Annotated in this window: 14 protein-coding genes and 2 tRNA genes; 11 read left to right on the top strand and 5 right to left on the bottom strand. The window is 71.3% G+C overall.

The features are described from left to right. The first annotated feature begins 7 nt into the window (after nt 1–7). From bshC to ACESMR_RS04415, 8 genes are all read left to right on the top strand, one after another. Entirely contained in the window at nt 8–1,573 is a 1,566-nt protein-coding gene (bshC, locus tag ACESMR_RS04450) for a bacillithiol biosynthesis cysteine-adding enzyme BshC (protein WP_373045415.1), read from the top strand. After that, nucleotides 1,570–2,331 carry a bacillithiol biosynthesis deacetylase BshB1 gene (gene bshB1, locus ACESMR_RS04445; RefSeq protein WP_373045414.1) on the top strand — a complete coding sequence of 254 codons (762 nt, stop codon included), beginning with the start codon at nt 1,570–1,572 and terminating at the stop codon, nt 2,329–2,331. Before bshC ends, bshB1 begins: the two co-directional genes overlap by 4 nt. Continuing rightward, nucleotides 2,328–3,488, top strand: a complete 1,161-nt coding sequence (bshA, locus tag ACESMR_RS04440) for an N-acetyl-alpha-D-glucosaminyl L-malate synthase BshA (protein ID WP_373045413.1) — start codon at nt 2,328–2,330, stop codon at nt 3,486–3,488. Before bshB1 ends, bshA begins: the two co-directional genes overlap by 4 nt. Next, nucleotides 3,485–5,938, top strand: a complete 2,454-nt coding sequence (locus ACESMR_RS04435) for a PIG-L family deacetylase (protein ID WP_373045412.1) — start codon at nt 3,485–3,487, stop codon at nt 5,936–5,938. Before bshA ends, ACESMR_RS04435 begins: the two co-directional genes overlap by 4 nt. Continuing rightward, on the top strand, nt 5,935–6,132 hold the full coding sequence (locus tag ACESMR_RS04430; RefSeq protein ID WP_373045411.1) for a hypothetical protein: 198 nt from the start codon (nt 5,935–5,937) through the stop codon (nt 6,130–6,132). The genes ACESMR_RS04435 and ACESMR_RS04430 overlap by 4 nt, the downstream gene beginning before the upstream one ends. After that, nucleotides 6,129–7,847 (top strand): sodium:solute symporter, encoded by a 1,719-nt coding sequence (locus ACESMR_RS04425; RefSeq protein ID WP_373045409.1) that lies wholly within the window; start codon nt 6,129–6,131, stop codon nt 7,845–7,847. Before ACESMR_RS04430 ends, ACESMR_RS04425 begins: the two co-directional genes overlap by 4 nt. A 286-nt stretch (nt 7,848–8,133) precedes the next feature. Then, nucleotides 8,134–9,615, top strand: coding sequence for a SulP family inorganic anion transporter (locus tag ACESMR_RS04420; protein WP_373046411.1), 1,482 nt, complete (start codon nt 8,134–8,136; stop codon nt 9,613–9,615). Between the two features lie 88 nt (nt 9,616–9,703). Continuing rightward, nucleotides 9,704–10,732 carry an alpha/beta hydrolase gene (locus ACESMR_RS04415; RefSeq protein WP_373045408.1) on the top strand — a complete coding sequence of 343 codons (1,029 nt, stop codon included), beginning with the start codon at nt 9,704–9,706 and terminating at the stop codon, nt 10,730–10,732. An 86-nt stretch (nt 10,733–10,818) separates the two neighbouring features. Here ACESMR_RS04415 and ACESMR_RS04410 read toward each other — a convergent pair whose 3' ends face one another. From ACESMR_RS04410 to ACESMR_RS04400, 3 genes are all read right to left on the bottom strand, one after another. After that, complete coding sequence (locus tag ACESMR_RS04410) at nt 10,819–13,485, bottom strand: fibrinogen-like YCDxxxxGGGW domain-containing protein (RefSeq protein WP_373045406.1); 2,667 nt, start codon at nt 13,483–13,485, stop codon at nt 10,819–10,821. 165 nt (nt 13,486–13,650) lie between these two features. Next, on the bottom strand, nt 13,651–13,932 hold the full coding sequence (locus ACESMR_RS04405) for a hypothetical protein (protein WP_373045404.1): 282 nt from the start codon (nt 13,930–13,932) through the stop codon (nt 13,651–13,653). Beyond that, nucleotides 13,929–14,855 (bottom strand): esterase/lipase family protein, encoded by a 927-nt coding sequence (locus tag ACESMR_RS04400; RefSeq protein ID WP_373045403.1) that lies wholly within the window; start codon nt 14,853–14,855, stop codon nt 13,929–13,931. Before ACESMR_RS04400 ends, ACESMR_RS04405 begins: the two co-directional genes overlap by 4 nt. A 159-nt stretch (nt 14,856–15,014) precedes the next feature. Between ACESMR_RS04400 and ACESMR_RS04395 the strand changes: the two genes are divergently transcribed. Then, complete coding sequence (locus ACESMR_RS04395; protein WP_373045401.1) at nt 15,015–15,476, top strand: C2 domain-containing protein; 462 nt, start codon at nt 15,015–15,017, stop codon at nt 15,474–15,476. An 18-nt stretch (nt 15,477–15,494) separates the two neighbouring features. On the opposite strand, the gene ACESMR_RS04390 is transcribed toward ACESMR_RS04395, so the two are convergent. After that, nucleotides 15,495–15,580 (bottom strand) — tRNA-Leu (locus ACESMR_RS04390). A gap of 43 nt (nt 15,581–15,623) precedes the next feature. Beyond that, nucleotides 15,624–16,982, bottom strand: coding sequence for a universal stress protein (locus ACESMR_RS04385; RefSeq protein WP_373045400.1), 1,359 nt, complete (start codon nt 16,980–16,982; stop codon nt 15,624–15,626). 120 nt (nt 16,983–17,102) lie between these two features. On the opposite strand from ACESMR_RS04385, the gene ACESMR_RS04380 reads away from it, so the two are divergent. Continuing rightward, the gene (locus tag ACESMR_RS04380; RefSeq protein ID WP_373045399.1) at nt 17,103–17,681 is read left to right on the top strand and encodes a hypothetical protein; all 579 of its coding nucleotides are present in this window, start codon (nt 17,103–17,105) and stop codon (nt 17,679–17,681) included. Nucleotides 17,682–17,751: 70 nt separating this feature from the next. After that, nucleotides 17,752–17,828: transfer RNA gene (locus ACESMR_RS04375), tRNA-Arg, on the top strand. Nucleotides 17,829–17,830 lie beyond the last annotated feature (2 nt).

Here is a 17,830-nt window from a genome sequence, read left to right as displayed (position 1 = left end):
AAGCAGCGTGGCAGGGCTGGTCGATTCGTATCTGCGGGGGGAGGCGAGGGCCTTCTTCCCGCTCACGCCCACCTCGGCAGCGGACCGCCGCAGCGCGGTCGCGGCGGCGGTGCGCCCCCTCGACCCGGCGGTCGCCGACGAGCTCGAACGACAGAACGCCCGCCATGCACCGAGCCCCGCCCGCGCCGCCCACCTCGCGGCGCTGCGGCGGGGCGCCGCTGCGGTGGTCACCGGCCAGCAGGTCGGCCTCTTCCTCGGGCCGCTCTACACCGTCTACAAGGCGGCGGCGGCGATCCGGGACGCGAGGGCGCTGGCGGAGGAGAGCGGCGCCGCGGTGGTGCCGGTCTTCTGGCTGCAGACCGAGGACCACGACCTGCCCGAGATCGCCGGCTGCTGCCTGCCCACGGCAAGCGGCGATCTCGCCCACCTGGCGCTCCCCGCCGCAGCCAGCGATCGGATTTCGATCGCCCACCGGAAGATCCCTGCGGCGATCGAAGGGCAGCTCGCGCAGCTCCGCGAGCTCCTCGAGGATCTGCCCCACGGTCCCGCCCACCTCGAGCGGATCGGGCGCCACTACCGCGCCGGCGCCGGCTGGGGCGAAGCCTTCGCGGGCCTCCTCGCCGAGCTCTTCGCCGACGAGGGGCTGGTCCTCCTCGATCCCCGCACCCCGGCCTTCGCAGCTGCAGCGGTGCCGATCCACCGCAGGGCCCTCGAGGGCGCGGAGCTCATCGCCCGCGGCTTGCGCGCAGGCTGCGAGCGCCTCGAGGCGGCGGGCTTCGACGTGGCGGTCCACGTCCGCGAGGAGGCGCCGCTCTCCTTCTTTCATCCCGACGGGCCGACGGGGCCCCGCTACCGCCTCGACGCACACTTCGCCGAGGTGGGCGGCAGCGGCAGGCACACCCGCCAGGCGCTGCTCGAGCGCCTCGAGGCGGAGCCGCTCGCCTTCAGCACCAGCGCGCTCCTCCGGCCGATCCTGCAGGACACCCTCCTGCCCACCGCCGCCTATGTCGGCGGCCCCGGCGAGATCGCCTATTTCGCCCAGCTCGCGCCGCTCTACGCCGCCTTCGACAAGCGGATGCCGCTGGTGGTGCCCCGGGCCCGCTTCCGGGTGATCGAGCCCCGGGCGAGGCGGCTCCTCGTCCGCCACGATCTCGCGCCGCAGGACGCGGCGCAGCTCGAGGAGGCGCTCCTCGCCCGATGTAGCAGGGCCGAGCTCCCCGACGGCGCGGCGGTCCTTCGATCGCTCCTCGCGCCTTTCGAGCAGACGCTGGACGAGGTGGCGGTCCCCTTGCGTGGCGAACTCGAGAAGGCCCTCGCCCGCACGCGCACCAGCGTCCGCGTCGCCGCGGAGCGCTTCGCCACGCGCTACGAAAGAGCGCGCCTCCACCGGGACGAGGCCGTCGTCGCCGACGTGCGCAAGCTGCAGCGCCTCCTCCACCCGAAGGGTGCGCCGCAGGAGCGGAACCACGGGTTCGCCTGGTACGGCGCCCGCTACGGCGACCGCGCCTTCCTCGAGACGATCCTCGCGTCGGTGCGCCCCTTCGACGGCTCGCTGCTGGAGATCGAGCCTTGAGCGCCTATGGCGTGGAGGTACTCGCTTTCGGGCCCCATCCCGACGACGTGGAGATCTTCTGCGGCGGCACGATGATCCGCTTCGCGGATCTCGGCTACCGCACCGGCGTCGTCGATCTCACCCGCGGCGAGAAGGCGAGCCTCGGCACGCCCGAGGAGCGCGCCCGGGAGGCGGAGGCGGCGAGCCGCATCCTCGGCCTCGCCTTCCGCGAGGACCTCGGCCTCCCGGACACCGGCCTCGACGCCTCCGATCGAGCGCAGATCGCAAAGGCGGTGGAGGTGATCCGCCGCCACCGGCCGGAGCTGGTGCTCCTGCCCTGGGTGGAGGAACGCCACCCCGACCACGTAGCGGCAGCGGCGTTGCTCCAGAAGGCGATCTTCTACGCAGGCGTGCGGCGCTTCGAGACGGAGCCCGCCTCCGAACGCTTCGTCCCCAGGCAGGTGCTCCACTACCAGCTCCGCCACCGGATGGAGCCGACCTTCGTGATCGACACCTCCGCCGCCGCCGAGCGGAAGCGCGAGGCGATCGCCTGCTACGGCAGCCAGGTGCGCAGGCCCCCCGGCGGCGACGCCACGCTCCTCTCCTCGAGCCGCGCCCTCGACGCGATCGAGGCGCGGGATCGCTTCGTCGGCAGCCTCATCGGCGTCGCCTGCGGCGAGGCGCTGCGCAGCCCCAACGTGCCGGGCCTCGTCGATCCCCTGCGCCACTTCCGCGACAACCCCTTCCCCGAGGCGCACGCCTTCGAGCCGCTGCGATGAAGTTCTCGATCGGCATCGTCTGCTTCCCCAGTTTCGGCGGCAGCGGCGTGGTGGCCTCCGAGCTGGCGCGGGGCCTCGCCGAGCGCGGTCACGACGCGCACCTGCTCTCCACCGCGCGGCCCGGGCGGATCACGGGCGACGAGCCCGGCCTCACCTTCCACGAGATCCGGGTCCCCGACTACCCGCTCTTCGAGCACGCGCCCTACGGGCTCGCCGTGGCCTCGAAGATCGTCGACGTCTGCAGGGCGCACCGCCTCGATCTGCTCCAGGTCCACTACGCCGTGCCCCACGTGGCGAGCGGGCTCCTGGCGAAGCAGCTCCTCGGCGTGCAGGCGCCCCTCCTCGTCACCTCGCTCCACGGCACCGACGTCACCCGCACCGGCTCCGATCCGAGCTACCGCTCGATCACCAGCGCCGCCATCGCCGCCTCCGACGGGGTCACCGTCCCCTCCGCCTGGCTGCGCGACGAGGCCCGGGCGCGGCTCCAGCTTCCGGGTGATCTGCCGATCGAGGTGATCGCCAACTTCGTGGACAGCGAGCGCTTCGCCCCGCCGCAGGTGCGCGATCGGGCCAGGCTGCAGTCGCTCTTTCCGCGCGCGGAAGAGGGCCCGGTGCTCTTCCACGTCTCCAACTTCCGCCCGGTGAAGCGAACCGGCGATCTGATCGAGGTCCTCGCGCTGCTGCGCCACCACCTCCCGGCGCGCCTCGTGCTCGTCGGCGACGGACCCGATCGTCCCCTCGTCGAGGAGCGCGCGAAGGCCCTCGGCCTCGACGGACAGATCCACTTCCTCGGCAAGCAGGCCTCCTTCGTGGAGTGGCTCCGCCACGCGGACGCCTTCCTCCTGCCCAGCGAGTGCGAGAGCTTCGGCGTCGCCGCCCTCGAGGCGCTCGCTGCAGGGGTGCCGGTCTTCGGCTACCGCGTCGGCGGCCTGCCCGAGGTGGTGCCGGCCGAGGTCGGCAGGCTCGTCGAGCCCTTCGACGCAAAAGCCCTCGCCAATGCCGTGCGGGCCGCCCTCGAAACCCCCGGTGCGAGCGAGCGCCTCGGCAGCGCCGCCCGCACCCACGTCCTCGAACGTTACCGCCGCGAGCCCGCGCTCGATCGCTACGAGCGCTATTTTCGCGAGCTCCTCCTGCGGCGGCCCCCGGAGAAGAGATGATCCCGCGCCTCGCCCTCGCGCTCTCCCTGCTGCTCCTTCCCGCGCTGGCCGGCGCCACGGAGTCCCCGATGCACGCAGGCGATCTCGCCCACGCCCTCGACCGCCTCGCCGGCACCGGCCGCGTGCTCTACGTGGCGGCCCACCCCGACGACGAGAACACCCGGCTCCTCGCGCACCTCGCGAACGGCAGGCACCTGCGGGTGGCCTACCTCTCGATGACCCGCGGCGGCGGTGGCCAGAACCTCATCGGCGGGGAGCAGGGCGAGCTCCTCGACGTGATCCGCACCGAGGAGCTGCTCGCTGCCCGCGGCCTCGACCGAGCCGAGCAGCGCTTCTCCACCATGCGCGACTTCGGCTTCTCCAAGAGCGCCGAGGAGACCTTCGGGATCTGGGGCAGGGAAGCGGCGCTGGGCGACATGGTGCAGGTGATCCGCACCTTCCGCCCCGACGTGATCGTCACCCGTTTCGACGAGACGCCGCCCAACCACGGCCACCACACCGCCTCGGCGATCCTGGCCCGGGAGGCCTTCGACGCTGCGGCGGATCCGAAGCGCTTTCCCGCGCAGGGGCTGGAGCCCTGGCAGGCGACGCGCCTCGTCTACAACCACTCGCATTGGCGCGGCCCTGCGCCGGCAGGGGCGCTGCCCCTCGACGTCGGCGGCTACGACGTGCGGCTCGGGCTCGGATACGGCGAGCTCGCCGCGCTCTCGCGCAGCCAGCACAAGAGCCAGGGCTTCGGCGCGAAGGGCGAGCGGGGCGCGCTCCTCGAGCATTTCGTCCACGTCGCCGGCACGCGGGCGGAGAAGGATCTGGTCGAGGGCGTGGAGCTCTCCTGGCGTCGCTTCGGCAAGGGCGGCGAGCGGGTGGGGCAGGCCCTCGAGAAGGCCCGGGCCACCCTCGTACGCGACCATCCCGAGCGCGCCCTCCCCGCGCTGGTCGAGGCCCGGGTCGCGCTGGCGGCGCTGCCGGACGATCCCCGCGTGCAGGACGCGCGGCGGGATCTCGACGAGGTGATCGCCGGTGCAGCGGGGCTCTTCCTCCGCGCCACCGCGCCGAGCCCCGCCGCCGTCCCCGGCAGCGAGGTGGAGGTGGAGCTCGAGGTCCTCGCCCGCCTGCCTGCGGGGGTGCAGCTGCGCGAGGTGGCCTTCCCCGACGGCAAGGTGCTGCGGCCCGGGGTGAAGCTGGCGCCGGAGCAGCGGGAGCTGGTGAAGCACCGCCTGCGCATCCCCGCGGACGCCGCCATCTCCGCGCCCTATTGGCTCGCAGGCGAGGCGTCGCGGGGCAGCTACGCGGTGGCGGATCGCAGCCTCGTTGGCGCGCCCCGCGGGCCTGCGGCAGCCTTCGTCGCCGCCACCTTCGATATCGGTGGCGCGGCGATCCGCTACGACGTCCCGGTGGTCCACGCCTGGGTCGATCGGGTCCACGGCGAGCGCACGCGCCCCTTCCTCGTGGTGCCGCCGGCGACCTTGACGCCCACCCGCGAGGCGGTGCTCCTCCCCAACGGCAAGCCCGGCGCCGTCGCCCTGCGGATCCGCGCCGGCGCCGACGGGGTGCAGGGCAGGGTGGAGCTCGGCCTGCCCGCAGGCTGGAAGGCGAAGCCCGCCTCGCGCGAGGTGAAGCTCGCGAAGGCCGGCGACGAGACCACCGTGCGCTTCGACGTGGAGGCGCCGGCAGGTGCAGCGCCCACGGAGATCCAGCCCTCGATCACCGTGGCCGGCAAACGCTGGTCGTTCCGCGAGGACGTGATCGACTACCCGCACATCCCGGTGCAGGTGGTGCTCCAGCCTGCGCGGCTGCGCCTCTCGCCCCTCGAGATCCAGCTTCCCGCAGGGCTCGTCGGCTACGTGCAGGGATCCGGTGACTCGGTGGCCGAGGACCTGCACCACGTGGGCGCCGCCGTCGAGCTGGTGGACGACGACACCCTGCGCGCCGGCGACCTCGATCGCTACGCCGCCATCATCGTCGGCATCCGCGCCTACAACACCAGGCCCGCGCTCCGCGCCGCCCACGAGCGGCTGATGCGCTACGTGGAGAGCGGCGGCACGGTGGTGGTGCAGTACGTGACCTCGAGCAATTGGGATCGCCTCGACACGCCGATCGGACCCTTCCCCCTCGAGATCGGCAGGGATCGGATCACCGACGAGACCGCGGAGATGATCGCGCTCCAGGCGGATCACCCGCTCCTGGCCGCCCCCAACCGGATCACCGCTGCGGACTTCGAGGGCTGGGTGCAGGAGCGCGGCCTCTACTTCGCGACGAAGTGGGACGAGCGCTACCAGCCGCTCTTCGAGGCGGCGGATCCGGGCGAGGGCAAGCTGCAGGGCAGCACCCTCGTCGCCCGCCACGGCAGGGGCCGCTACGTCTACACCGGCCTCGCCTTCTTCCGACAGCTGCGCGCCGGGGTCCCCGGCGCCTACCGACTCCTGAGCAACCTGGTGGCCCGCCCGTGAGCATGCAGAAGCACGTCGTCCCCGACCTCGAAAGCGAAGCCCCGGCGCCTGCGGTGTCGGCAGCGCCGGCGCGTGACGCGACGGAGGAGCCGCCTCCCTTCCTCGGCACCTGGAAGAACGTCTACACCCTGGTGCTCGCCGAGCTGGCGGTGCTCGTGATCCTCTTCTACGTCCTCACCCGGTGGGTCTCGTGACGTCGCTCGACTGGTCCGTCCTCGTCGCCACCATCGGCTTCATCGTGATCTACGGCGCGTGGAAATCCCGCGGCGTCGCCACGATGGAGAGCTACGTCCGCGGCGACAGCTCCCTCAAATGGCCGACCATCGGCCTCAGCATCATGGCCACCCAGGCCAGCGCCATCACCTTCCTCTCCACGCCGGGGCAGGCCTACGAGGACGGGATGCGCTTCGTGCAGTTCTACTTCGGGCTGCCGCTGGCGATGGTGGTGATCGCGGCGGTCTTCGTGCCGATCTACTACCGGCTCAAGGTCTACACCGCCTACGAATACCTCGAGCACCGCTTCGACCACCGGGTGCGCTATCTGGGTGCGGTGCTCTTCCTGATCCAGCGCGGGCTCGCTGCGGGGATCACCATCTACGCCCCGTCGATCATCCTGAGCTCGATCCTCGGCTGGCCCCTCGACTGGCTCATCGTCGCCATCGGCCTGCTGGTCATCGCCTACACCGTCTCCGGCGGCACCCGGGCGGTGAGCCAGACCCAGAAGCAGCAGATGATCGTGATGATGGGCGGCATGATCGTCGCCGCGGTGGTGATCGTCTGGCGGCTCCCCGAGAACGTCTCCATGCCCGCAGCGGTTGGGCTCGCCGGCGCCCTCGACCGCATGAACGTGGTGAGCTTCGACCTCGACCTCGACAACCGCTACAACTTCTGGTCGGGGATGACCGGCGGCTTCTTCCTCGCGCTCTCCTACTTCGGCACCGATCAGTCGCAGGTGCAGCGCTACCTCTCGGGGCGCTCGGTGACCGAGAGCCGGCTGGGGCTGCTCTTCAACGGCATGTTCAAGGTGCCGATGCAGTTCCTCATCCTCTTCATCGGCGTGCTCGTCTTCGTCTTCCACCTCTTCCAGCAGCCGCCGCTCTTCTTCAACCAGGCGGCGCTCGAGCGGGTGGAGGCCTCCTCCCACGCGCCGGCGCTGCACGAGCTGCAGGCGCGCTACGAGACCGCCTTCGCCACGCAGCGCGCCGCTGCGGAAGCCTGGGTGGCGGCCCGGGAGGACGCCGCCGTGGAGGCGGTTGCCCGCGAGAAGCTCCGCACCGCAGCAGCGGCGACGAAGGAGATCCGCGGCGAGGCGAAGACGCTGGTGGCCACGGCGCTCCCCGGCACCGAGACCAAGGACGCCGACTACGTCTTCGTCTCCTTCGTGCTGCGCTACCTGCCCGCAGGCCTGGTGGGCCTGCTCATCGCGGTGATCCTCTGCGCGGCGATGAGCTCCACGGCGAGCGAGCTCAACGCCCTCGGCTCCACCAGCACCATCGACCTCTACAAGCGGGCCTTCGGCAAGAAGGGCGCGCCGGCGAACGACCGGCGCGATCTGCTCGTCTCGAAGGGCTTCACCGTCCTCTGGGGGCTGGTGGCCATCGGCTTCGCCAGCTTCGCCTCGCTGGTCGACAACCTGATCGAGGCGGTGAACATCCTCGGCTCGATCTTCTACGGCACGGTGCTCGGCCTCTTCGTCGTCGCCTTCTTCTTGAAGCGCGTGACCGCCACCCCGGTGCTCCTCGCGGCGCTGGTGGCGCAGGCGGTGGTGGCGGCGCTCTTCTTCGCCTCGGAGCTGGGCTTCCTCTGGTTCAACGTGGTGGGCTGCGCCATCGTGGTGGTGCTCTCGCTCCTCTTCGAGGCGGCGCGCAGCTTCGGCGGCGGCGGAGGGCTTGCCATCCGCGGCGAATGAGGCGATAAGGCGCGCGCCCGCGGCGGGATTGCTTTCTCTTACCGCCCGGTTGGTCATCCCGATGCGCGCCCTTGTCGACATCCGCCGCCAGGCGAACGGAATCCAGGCGATCAGCCTGACGCCACCCTGAGCGCTGCTGCGATCTTCGCCGTGCCGGCGACGTGACGCCTGCCTTTCGGGGCCGGTGGGCCGTCGCCGCCTTGCGGCGCCCTGCGTGCGCCGCTTCCTCTTCGCCTCACGAGTCCAACGCTTGCACCAGACGAATGCCCAGCGGGCAGGCTTGCGCCTGCCCCGCCTCGATCTCGCTCGCCTCAAGTCCGAATGGTTCGGCAACGTCCGCGGCGACACCATCGCCGCCATGGCCGTGGCCCTCGCGCTCATCCCCGAAGCGATCGCCTTCTCGATCATCGCCGGCGTCGACCCCAAGGTCGGCCTCTACGCCTCCTTCACCATCGCGGTGACTGCCGCGATCTTCGGCGGCAGGCCCGGCATGATCTCCGCCGCCACCGGCGCGATGGCGCTCCTGATGATTACCCTGGTGAAGCACCACGGGCTCGAATACCTCTTCGCCGCCACCATCCTCACCGGCGTGCTCCAGGTGGGCTTCCGGCTCCTTCGCCTCAGCCGCTACATGAAATTCGTGCCGCGGTCGGTGATGACCGGCTTCGTCAACGCGCTGGCGATCCTCATCTTCATGGCCCAGCTGCCCCAGTTCGAGGGGGCCAACTGGCAGATGTTCGCCATGGTCGGCGCGGGCCTGGCGATCATCTACGGCCTGCCGCGGATCACGAAGGCCGTGCCCTCGCCGCTGGTGGCGATCGTCGTCCTCACCGGCGTCTCGCTCGTGCTCGGCCTCGACCTGCGCACCGTGGGTGACATGGGCCAGCTGCCCACCGCGCTGCCCTTCTTCCACATCCCGGAGGTGCCCTTCACCTTCGAGACCTTGAAGATCATCGGCCCCTACGCAGTGGCGCTGGCGATGGTCGGCCTGATCGAGTCGCTCCTCACCGCCTCGGTGGTGGACGAGATGACCGACACCTCGAGCAACAAACACGCCGAGGCGAAGGGGCAGGGCATCGCCAACATCGTCACCGGCTTCTTCGGCGGCATGGCGGGCTGCGCGATGATCGGCCAGTCGGTGATCAACGTGAAGTCGGGCGGCCGTGGCCGTCTCTCCACCTTCCTCGCCGGCGTCTTCCTCCTCGGCTTCATCCTGGTTCTCGGTGAGTGGGTCGCGGCGATCCCGATGGGGGCGCTGGTGGCGGTGATGTTCATGGTCTCCTTCAGCACCTTCGAGTGGGCGTCGCTCAAGGGGATGAAGGTGATGCCGATCCCCGAGACCATCGTGATGGTCGCCACCGTGGGCACCGTGGTCGCCACCCACGACCTCGCCATGGGCGTACTGGTGGGCATCGTGCTCAGCGCCGTCTTCTTCGCCCGCCACGTGGCCAAGCTGATCCAGGTCACCTCCACCACCGACCGCGCCGGCAGCAGGATCTACGTGGTCACCGGCGAGCTCTTCTTCGTCTCGGTGGAGGCTTTCGTGCAGGCCTTCGACTTCCGCGAGGCGCTCGAGCGGGTGGAGATCGACCTCACCCACGCCCACGTCTGGGACGCCTCGGCGGTGGCAGCGGTGGACCGGGTGGTGCTCAAGTTCAAGGCCCGTGGGGTGGAGGTCGTCTTCACCGGCGTCAACGAGCCGAGCGCGCTGCTGCTCGACAAGCTGGCCACCCACGACAAGCCCGGCGCCGCGCTCTCCGTCCACTGACGACCGGCCCACCTGGCCGTGGGCCGTCCCGCCTCCCCGGTTCGTCGTGGCTACGCATGTAGCGCCACACGAACCGGGGGAAGGGCACATGGCAGCGAAGGTATCTCCGAACGTCGAGCCTGCGACGCGGCGCTTTCTCGATGCGGGCAACGCGGCAGGCGGCAAGCCGATCTGGGAGCTGGATCCGAAGGACGCGCGCCAGGTCCTCTCCAGCGTGCAGGCAGGCGAGGAGGTGGCGAAGCCACCGGCGGCGATCGAGGATCGCACGGTGCCCGGCGGCCAGAACGGCGACGTCCGCATCCGGATCGTCCGGCCGCAGGGCGCAGGCGGCGAGCTGCCGGTCATCCTCTACACCCATGGCGGTGGCTGGGTGCTCGGGGGCAAGGACACCCACGACCGCCTGATCCGCGAGCTCGCCAGCGGCGTCGGCGCCGCCGTCGTCTTCGTCGACTACACGCTGGCCCCCGACGCGCAATATCCCACGCAGCTCGAGGAGGCCTGGGCGGTCGCCACCTGGATCGCCAGGGAGGGGAGCGCGAACGGGCTCGATGCCAGCCGCATTGCGGTGGTCGGCGACAGCGTAGGCGGCAACCTTGCAACCGTCGTCGCACGGTACGCGAAGGAGCGGGGTGGACCGGCGATCGCCTGCCAGGTGCTCTTCTACCCGGTCACCGACGCCGATCTCGACACCGGCTCCTACCGCGAGTTCGCCGAGGGCCACTTCCTCACCCGCGCCGGGATGAAGTGGTTCTGGGACAACTACCTTCCCGACGAGGGGATGCGGAAGGGACCCGACGCAGCGCCGCTGCGCGCGAGCGAAGATCAGCTGCGCGGCCTGCCGCGCACCCTGCTCATCGTGGCCGAGAGCGACGTGCTTCGCGACGAAGGCGAGGCCTACGCCCGCAAGCTCGCCGCAGCCGGCGTGCGGGTGGAGGCGGCGCGTTTCCTCGGCACGATGCACGACTTCGTGATGCTCAACCCGCTCGCCGAGACGCCGGCGACACGGGCCGCGCTGCGCCTCGCCATCGACACACTGCGGGAGGCGATCGGCGAGGAGGAGCGCCAGGGCGCGAGGCCCGGGGCGGGGCGAGAGGCTGCAGCCGAGCTCGCCCACTGAGCAGGAGGCGCTGGCCCCTTCTCGCGACCCGAAAACGAAGGCGGCAGCCCCGGTGCAGGGCGGCCGCCTTCATTTCGAGCGTTCGATCAGCGCACGAAGACGAAGAACGCGCCGCCGGCCCCGGTGGTGCCGCACTTGCGCTCGTTGTCGTCCTTGCCCCAGTCGGTGCCGTCGTTCTGGTTGTTGTCCATGCCGCGATCGTCGAAGTCGACGGTGAAGTCGTTCATGTCGTTGCAGCTGTCCTCGCCGACGAAGGGCTGCGTCCACGCGTCGCCCAGCGGCAGGGCCACGCCGGTGAGGTTGTTGCGCCGCGCGAACACCGCCTCCGGGGTCTGGCCGACCGGGTGGAAGCAGGACTGGGCGTCGGTGCCGGTGGTGATGATCCGGTACCAATCGGTGTCGTAGAAGGAGAGGTCCACCGCCATCGCGGCATCGGTCGCCGCCAGCTTGCAGGCGAAGCGGATGTCGGTGCTCCCGGGGTAGGCCTCGCGCATCCCGCTCCACACGCCGGCGTAGTAGCCCGCGGGCTCGAGGGTGAGCAGGCCTTCGTGGTGCACGCCGGCCTCGTCGTTCACCGGCGTGGCGCTCGACGAGACCAGCGTCCAGCCGCCGCCGTCGGTGGTCATGTCGCAGTAGACCTCCACCGGCTGCGAAGAGAGGCCCGGCTGGATCGTGTAGACGCCCGACGGCGCGGTGGGCGTGAGCTCGAGGAGCTGCGCGCAGGAGGCAGGGAGCCGCGTCTCGCGGACCCAGACGAACCAGGCTTCGCCGGCGTCCCGGGCGCCGCACTTGATGTAGCCGTCGTCCATCCCCCAATCCGTGCCGTCGCTCTCGTCGCTGTCCATCCCGCGGTCGGTGAAGTCGACGGTGAAGTCCTGGGCGTCGGCGCAGGCGTCTTCACCCTCGAAGTAGCCGTAGGTCCACTGCACGCCTTCGGCGCGGTAGGCGTCGGCGACGTTGTCGCGGCGGGCGGGGATGCCGTCCTGGCCGATGCCGTTGTTCTCGTTGAAGCAGCTCTCCGACTCCGCGCCGGTGGTGACGATGCGGTACCAGTCGTTGTCGTAGAAGGAGAGATCGACCGCCATCACCTCCGAGGCGCGGTCCGTCTTGCAGGTGAAGCGGATGTCGCTCTCACCGGCGATGACGCTCCGCATGCCGCCCCACACGCCGGGCTCGATGTCGTTGGGGGTGAGGGTGGCGAGGTTCGCGTAGGGGGCGGAGGCCTGGTCCTGCAGCGGCACCCAGGCGGTCGAGGCCACCAGCGTCCAGCCGCCGCCGTCGGTGGTCATGTCGCAGGTGACCGTCTCGGCGTTGCCCGCGGGGTCGGGCCGGATCCGGTAGGTGCCGTTCGGTGCGTCGGGATGCCGGACGAGGATCTGCGTGCAGCTCGGCAGCGCGTTGCACGTGCTGCCGTCGCAGGCGAGGGTGGCGCAGTCCGCGTCGGTGTTGCAGGCGAGGCCTTCGTTGCAGGGACCGCAGGAACCGCCGCAGTCGATGGCCGTCTCGTCTCCGTCGCGCACGCCGTTGCTGCAGTTGTCGTTGCAGAGGCCGCCGTCACAGGTGCCAAAGGCGCAGTCCTCGCTGCCGTTGCAGGCCTGCCCGTTGCCGCAGCCGGCGCAGCTGCCACCGCCGCAGTCGATCGCCGTCTCGGCGCCGTTCTGCACGCCGTCGTTGCAGGTGCTCGCACGGCAGCGCTCGAAGACGCAGACGCCGCTCTGGCACTGGTCCGGCGTGTCGCAGGAGAGGCCGTCGGCGCAGGGGCCGCAGTCGCCGCCGCAGTCGACGTCGCGCTCGGCGCCGTTGGTGATGCCGTCGGTGCAGGAGGGGGCCTGGCAGATCCCGTCGGTGCAGACCTGGCTGTCGCAATCCCAGCCGTCGTAGCAGCCGGCACCTGCAGGGCAGCTGCTCCCGCAGGCGCTCTGGCCGCAGTCGGGGCCGAGCTCGTCGCCGTTCTGGACGCCGTCGCTGCAGGTCGGGGCCTGGCAGATCGAGTCGGTGCAGACGCCGCTGTCGCAGTCGCCGCCGACGTTGCAGGCGCTGCCCTCGGCGCAGGGGGCGCAGAAGTCGCCGCCGCAGTCGATGGCGGGCTCGTTGCCGTTCTGCACGCCATCGTCGCAGGCCGGGGCTGCGCAGAGACCGTCGTTGCAGAGCCCGCTCTGGCACTCGTCGGGGAAGTTGCAGCCCTCGCCGGGCGGGCAGGGATCACAATCGCCGCCGCCACAGTCGAGGCCGGTCTCGACGCCGTTCTTCACGCCGTCGGTGCAGCTCGGCGCGGTGCAGACGCCGTTGGTACAGGCGCCGCTCTCGCAATCGCTGCCCGCCTCGCAGGTGCCGCCGACCTCGCAGGGGGCGCAGCTGCCGCCGCAGTCGGCGCCGGTCTCGTCGCCGTTGCGCACGCCGTCGTCGCAGGCCGGGTCGCCGCAGCTGCCTTCGTTGCACCAGGCGCTCTGGCAGTCGTCGTCGCTCTCGCAGCTGCCGCCCACCGCACAGGGCTCGCAAGAGCCGCCGCAATCGACGTCGGTCTCGTCGCCGTTCTGCTCGTCGTCGCTGCAGGAGGGCGCGGTGCCGCCGCCAGTGCCACCGGTGCCACCCGTGCCGCCGGACCCGCCGACGCCGCCCGTGCCGCCACTGCCGCCGGCAGCGCCGCTGCCACCAGCGCCCCCGCCGCTCCCCTCGCCGCCGCCACAACCGGCGCCCACCAGCACCACCAGCGAGGCTGCCACCAGCAGCCCCCGCCGCATCTCCGCAAGCATTACGACCCCCAGGGCGCTCGTCGGCGCCACATGTTGCAAGGGGGCGCGGAGTAGCACGGCCTCTGCGCCCACCGGGGGTGCGGATTTCCGCACTGCCACAGGCTGGTGGTGGGCACCGGTGGGGAAAGGAAAGTCGCTCGGATCGCCAACGAATCCGGCTGCGGCTCAGCGCCGGCGGTCGCTCGCCACCACGTCGATCACCTGCGCCAGCGCAGCGCCCGCCGCCTCGTTCACGGTGCGGACGATGGCGTGGCTGGTCATCACCGAGATCGTGTGGGCAGCGTGGACGACGCCCGCCACCGGCCCGATCGCCGGCAGCTGCTCGAGGACCCGGAACGGCCGCTTCGCCGTCTCCAGCTGCACCTGCTCGATCGCGCGGGAGCCCTGGTCGACCGCCTCCTGCACCAGGGCCTGGAGCCCCCGCCACTGCGCACGTGCGTCGTTCATCGCTCGCACCACCTTCGGATCGCTTCGTAGACCACGACCCGGCGCGGCAGATCGATGTGCGCGATGCCCGGGACGATGTGCACGTGATCGGGCGGCAGCGCCACGCCCTGTGGCGTCGCGCACGCGCCGTCCGTCGCCGAGGGGAGCGGCACCATCGCGTCGCCGAAGAGGAGGACGATCCGGGGATCGGTCCAGCGGGCGCCGGCGACGAGGAAATGCTCCATCGATGGGAGGAGGGGCACCGGGTGGCGCCGGTCGCGCAGGGAGAGCCGGGCGGTGCGGTCCTCGTGGCGCAGATCGGCGTCGCCGAGATCCTTGATGCCGTCGCTGCGCAGGTCGCCGAGTTCCGCGATGAGCCGGGTGTAGGGATCGTCCACGCCGCGGAGCACGCGGGTGGTGAGCCTGCCGAGCCGCTCGAGCGGCGTGCCGCGGTGGGGCGTGCCCACGTAGATCGCGCGGCGGACCTTGCCGAGCCAGCGCGAGGGCGCGCGCGCCGCCACGTGGCAGGCGCTGCGCACCACCAGGCCGCCCATGCTGTAGCCGAGCGGGAGGATCTCCTCCACGGGCACGGGCCAGGTGTCGATCAGCTCTTCGAGCAGGCGTGCGAGCGCCGCGCCGTTCTCGGCGAGGGACCGACCCGAGTTGTAGCGGAGGTAGAGGGGCGTGTAGCCTAGGTCGCGCTCGAGCTGGCTGCCGAAGTCGCCACCGTCCGGCTGGCGCCACACCGTCTCGGTGCACATCAGCCCGTGCACGAGGACCACCAGCCTGCCGCTCGCTTCCGCGGGCGCAGCCGCTGCGGCAGGAACGGACGCGCCGGCGCGCACGAAGGCCATCTCCGTCGCGAGCCCGTTGCCGGTGCGGTCGAGGTGATCACCGATGGCGCCGTTGAGCACGGCCAGCGCGAAGTCGAGCTTCTGTCCCAATTCCCCCTCGGGCGGTCGAGCGTGGTCCGAGGAGCGGAACGCTCGGCGGGCAGGCTTCATTCGATGACGGTGTTCCAAGCATGTCGATCGGGCCGTGCTTCCGCCATTGCTGGCCGCCTGCCCGTGCGACTACGCTGCCGGTGAATTGGGGTGGGTCTGATGAGACGTTGGTTCTTCGTGCCGATGCTCGCGCTGCTCGGCTGTGGGCTCGGTAGCGATTCCGATCATTGCGACGAGGTCTCGATCTCGATCGAGGGCGAATGCCTGCCGGCGCTGCCGCGGCGGTATCGGTTCCACATCGAGCAGGTCAGCCCCGTGACCGACGTGCTCGCGGACGGGACGGCGTCCTACGTCGCGGTCCACGTCGCCGGCAGGCAGGTGGGCCGGACCGCGGTACGCGAAGGGCACCCCGAGCCCGTCTTCGACGAGACGCTCGAGGTCGAGCTCCAGAAGAAGGACACGCTCGACTTCTTCCTCTTCGTCGACAAGGGGGATGGCAAGTTCGCGCGGCGGCTCCACTACGGCTGGGTGGAGCTCAACGCCTCGATGATGCGGCAGATCGTCTACAGCAGCCACGGCTCGTCCACGTGGCTCCGCTTCACCGTAGAGCCGCTGCGGTAGCTGCCGCTGATGGGATGGTGGTGCCCGGGGCGGGACTCGAACCCGCACGTCCTTGCGGACACCCGATTTTAAGTCGGTCGCGTCTGCCGTTTCGCCACCCGGGCAAGGCCGCGCACCATAACACGGCGCACGGCCTGAATGCCTCGGTCAGGTTTCGATCGGCTTCACCACCAGCACCGGGCGCCTGGTGCGCGCGATCACCGATTCCGCCACCGAGCCGAGCACCGCCTTGCCGATCCCGGTGCGCCCGCGGGTGCCGATGCAGATCAGGTCGGCGCCGAAGCGCTCCGCAGCCTGGGCGATCGCCACAGCCGGATCGTTCGACTCGACCACCTCGACCTCGGTGACGATCCCGAGCTCCTCCGCCTCGGGCGGCACCAGCGAGCGCAGGTGCATGGCGAGGCTCTCCCGGGCCCGTGCCTCGTCGTCTGCGGGGACCTCGCCGACGCCGTACTGGGCGTAGATCGGGTTGCTCACCGTGCGCTCCACCACGTGGACGAGGCGCACGATCCCGCCGGCGGGAAGCGAGGCGTAGGCGGTGCGGGTGGCACGGTCGCCGTGCTCCGAGAAGTCGGTGGAGGCCAGCACCCTGCCGAAGCTCGGCACCGGTCCGAGCTCCTTCTCGACGAGGGGCGGCACGCAGACCACCGCCATGGGCGCGGCGTGGAGCACGCCGCGGGAGACCGAGCCGTAGCGGACCCGGTCGAGGCGGCTGCGCTGGTGGGTGCCCACCACGATGAGATCGACGCGGTCGCGGGTGGCGATCCCCACCAGGTGGTCGGCAGGCCTGCCGTAGCCCGGCCGGATCTCGTAGCGGACCGTGGCCTTCTGCTCGAGCGGCTTGAGCCGTTCGCCGAGCTCCCGCCTCGCGTACTCCTCTGCCTCCGGCGCGAGATCCTGCAGACCGAGGGGGCCCTGGAGGCCGAGGCGGCTCTGGGCCTCCGGGGGCCAGACCACCTGGGTCACGAAGATCTCGCAGGGTCCGAGATCCGCCAGCCGTTCGAGCCAGCGCACTGCCGCCTCGGTGGTGGAGGAGAAGTCCGCGCCGAGGCTGATCCGCAAGGGGCGCTCGCCCCGGAGCCAGGGGCCGAAGGGATCGGCGTCGCGCAGGACGAGCACCGGGCAGCTGGCAGAGAGCGCGGTGCGCTCCGAGGTGCTGCCCACCACCCAGCGCAGCGCCGCCCGGCGTCCCACCGAGCCCACCACGATCAGCTGCGCCTCCAGCTTCTTCGCGTGGTCGGAGAGGACCTCGTCCGGTGCGCCGCTGAGCAGGAAGGACTGCACCGGCACCCCCTTGCCGCGGAGCCGCTCCGTCTCGGTGTCGAGGAGCTGCTTCAGCGGATCGAGCAGCGACTCCTGCGGCGTCCCGAGGAGGATCTCGTCCCCGGTGCCGGTGAGGACGTGCACGAGGTGGAGCTCGGTGCCGAGCCGGGCGGCGAGCGCCGCCGCCGCATCGGCGGCAGCTGCTGCTGAGGGGCTGAAATCGGTGCCGCAGACGATGGGCATGCGTTGCCTCCTTGCTGGGGATCTAGCCTCTCTACTGGGGCGGGGAAGCCCTGTCAGCCGAATGCGGCGCTTTTCCGGGCCCCTTCGTGCCCGGAGGCGCCCCGTGTAGAGTGGAAGACGATGGCTCCGCTTCTTCGCTCCGCGCTCCGCTTTCCCGTCCGTCCCGCAGATTCGCTGCGCGATCTCGCTGCTTCGGGGGCGGCGCTGCGCTTCGCTTTAGTCTTCGCCGTGATGATCAGCCTCCTCGCCGGCCTGCGGGCGGGGCTGATGACCGACGTCGACCTCTTCAGCCCGGAGCGCTTCGCCTCCAGCCTCTTCGGCTTCGTGCTCCTGCCCGCGGTGGCGCTCTACGGGGGCAGGGCCCTGGGGGGCAGGGCGGCTGGCGCCGTGGTCGCTGCGGTCTTCGTGGGAAGCGCGCTGCCCTTCCTCCTCGTCGACGGGCTGTGGAGCCTCTACTTCGCCGCCGGCGGCGCAGCGCCCGCAGGCGAGACGGCGCCGTTCTGGTGGCGGGTCGCGTATCTGGTGCTCTGGCCCTTCGAGCGGCTCACCTGGCTCTGGGCCGCGGTGGTGCTGGTGGTGGGGCTCGCCGAGGCGCAGCGTTTCTCGCGGTGGCGTGCCCTGGCCAGCCTCGGGATGGTCGCCCTCGCCCTGGCGGTTCTGGTGGGAGGCCTCGTCGCTTTCCGTGCGGCGACGACGTGACGGAGGCGGGTGATTCGCCCTTGCCTTCGGCGGATCTTCTGGGTACATACGCCGGGCTTCACGCGCTTGTGGGTGATTAGCTCAGCTGGATAGAGCGTTGGCCTCCGAAGCCAAAGGTCGTGGGTTCGAATCCCGCATCGCCCGCCACA

It is taken from the genome of Vulgatibacter sp. (assembly GCF_041687135.1).
Lineage (GTDB): Bacteria > Myxococcota > Myxococcia > Myxococcales > Vulgatibacteraceae > JAWLCN01.
The sequence above is the reverse complement of the archived record's forward strand: the minus strand, read 5'-3'. Positions and strand labels throughout refer to the sequence as shown.

What these genes read in the sequence shown, in the direction of transcription:
- bshA (WP_373045413.1), top strand. Translation starts at nt 2,328, where the DNA reads ATGAAGTTCTCGATCGGCATCGTCTGCTTCCCCAGTTTCGGCGGCAGC.
- ACESMR_RS04380 (WP_373045399.1), top strand. Translation starts at nt 17,103, where the DNA reads ATGGCTCCGCTTCTTCGCTCCGCGCTCCGCTTTCCCGTCCGTCCCGCA.
- ACESMR_RS04435 (WP_373045412.1), top strand. Translation starts at nt 3,485, where the DNA reads ATGATCCCGCGCCTCGCCCTCGCGCTCTCCCTGCTGCTCCTTCCCGCG.
- ACESMR_RS04385 (WP_373045400.1), bottom strand. Translation starts at nt 16,982, where the DNA reads ATGCCCATCGTCTGCGGCACCGATTTCAGCCCCTCAGCAGCAGCTGCC.
- ACESMR_RS04410 (WP_373045406.1), bottom strand. Translation starts at nt 13,485, where the DNA reads ATGCTTGCGGAGATGCGGCGGGGGCTGCTGGTGGCAGCCTCGCTGGTG.
- ACESMR_RS04405 (WP_373045404.1), bottom strand. Translation starts at nt 13,932, where the DNA reads ATGAACGACGCACGTGCGCAGTGGCGGGGGCTCCAGGCCCTGGTGCAG.
- ACESMR_RS04415 (WP_373045408.1), top strand. Translation starts at nt 9,704, where the DNA reads ATGGCAGCGAAGGTATCTCCGAACGTCGAGCCTGCGACGCGGCGCTTT.
- ACESMR_RS04395 (WP_373045401.1), top strand. Translation starts at nt 15,015, where the DNA reads ATGAGACGTTGGTTCTTCGTGCCGATGCTCGCGCTGCTCGGCTGTGGG.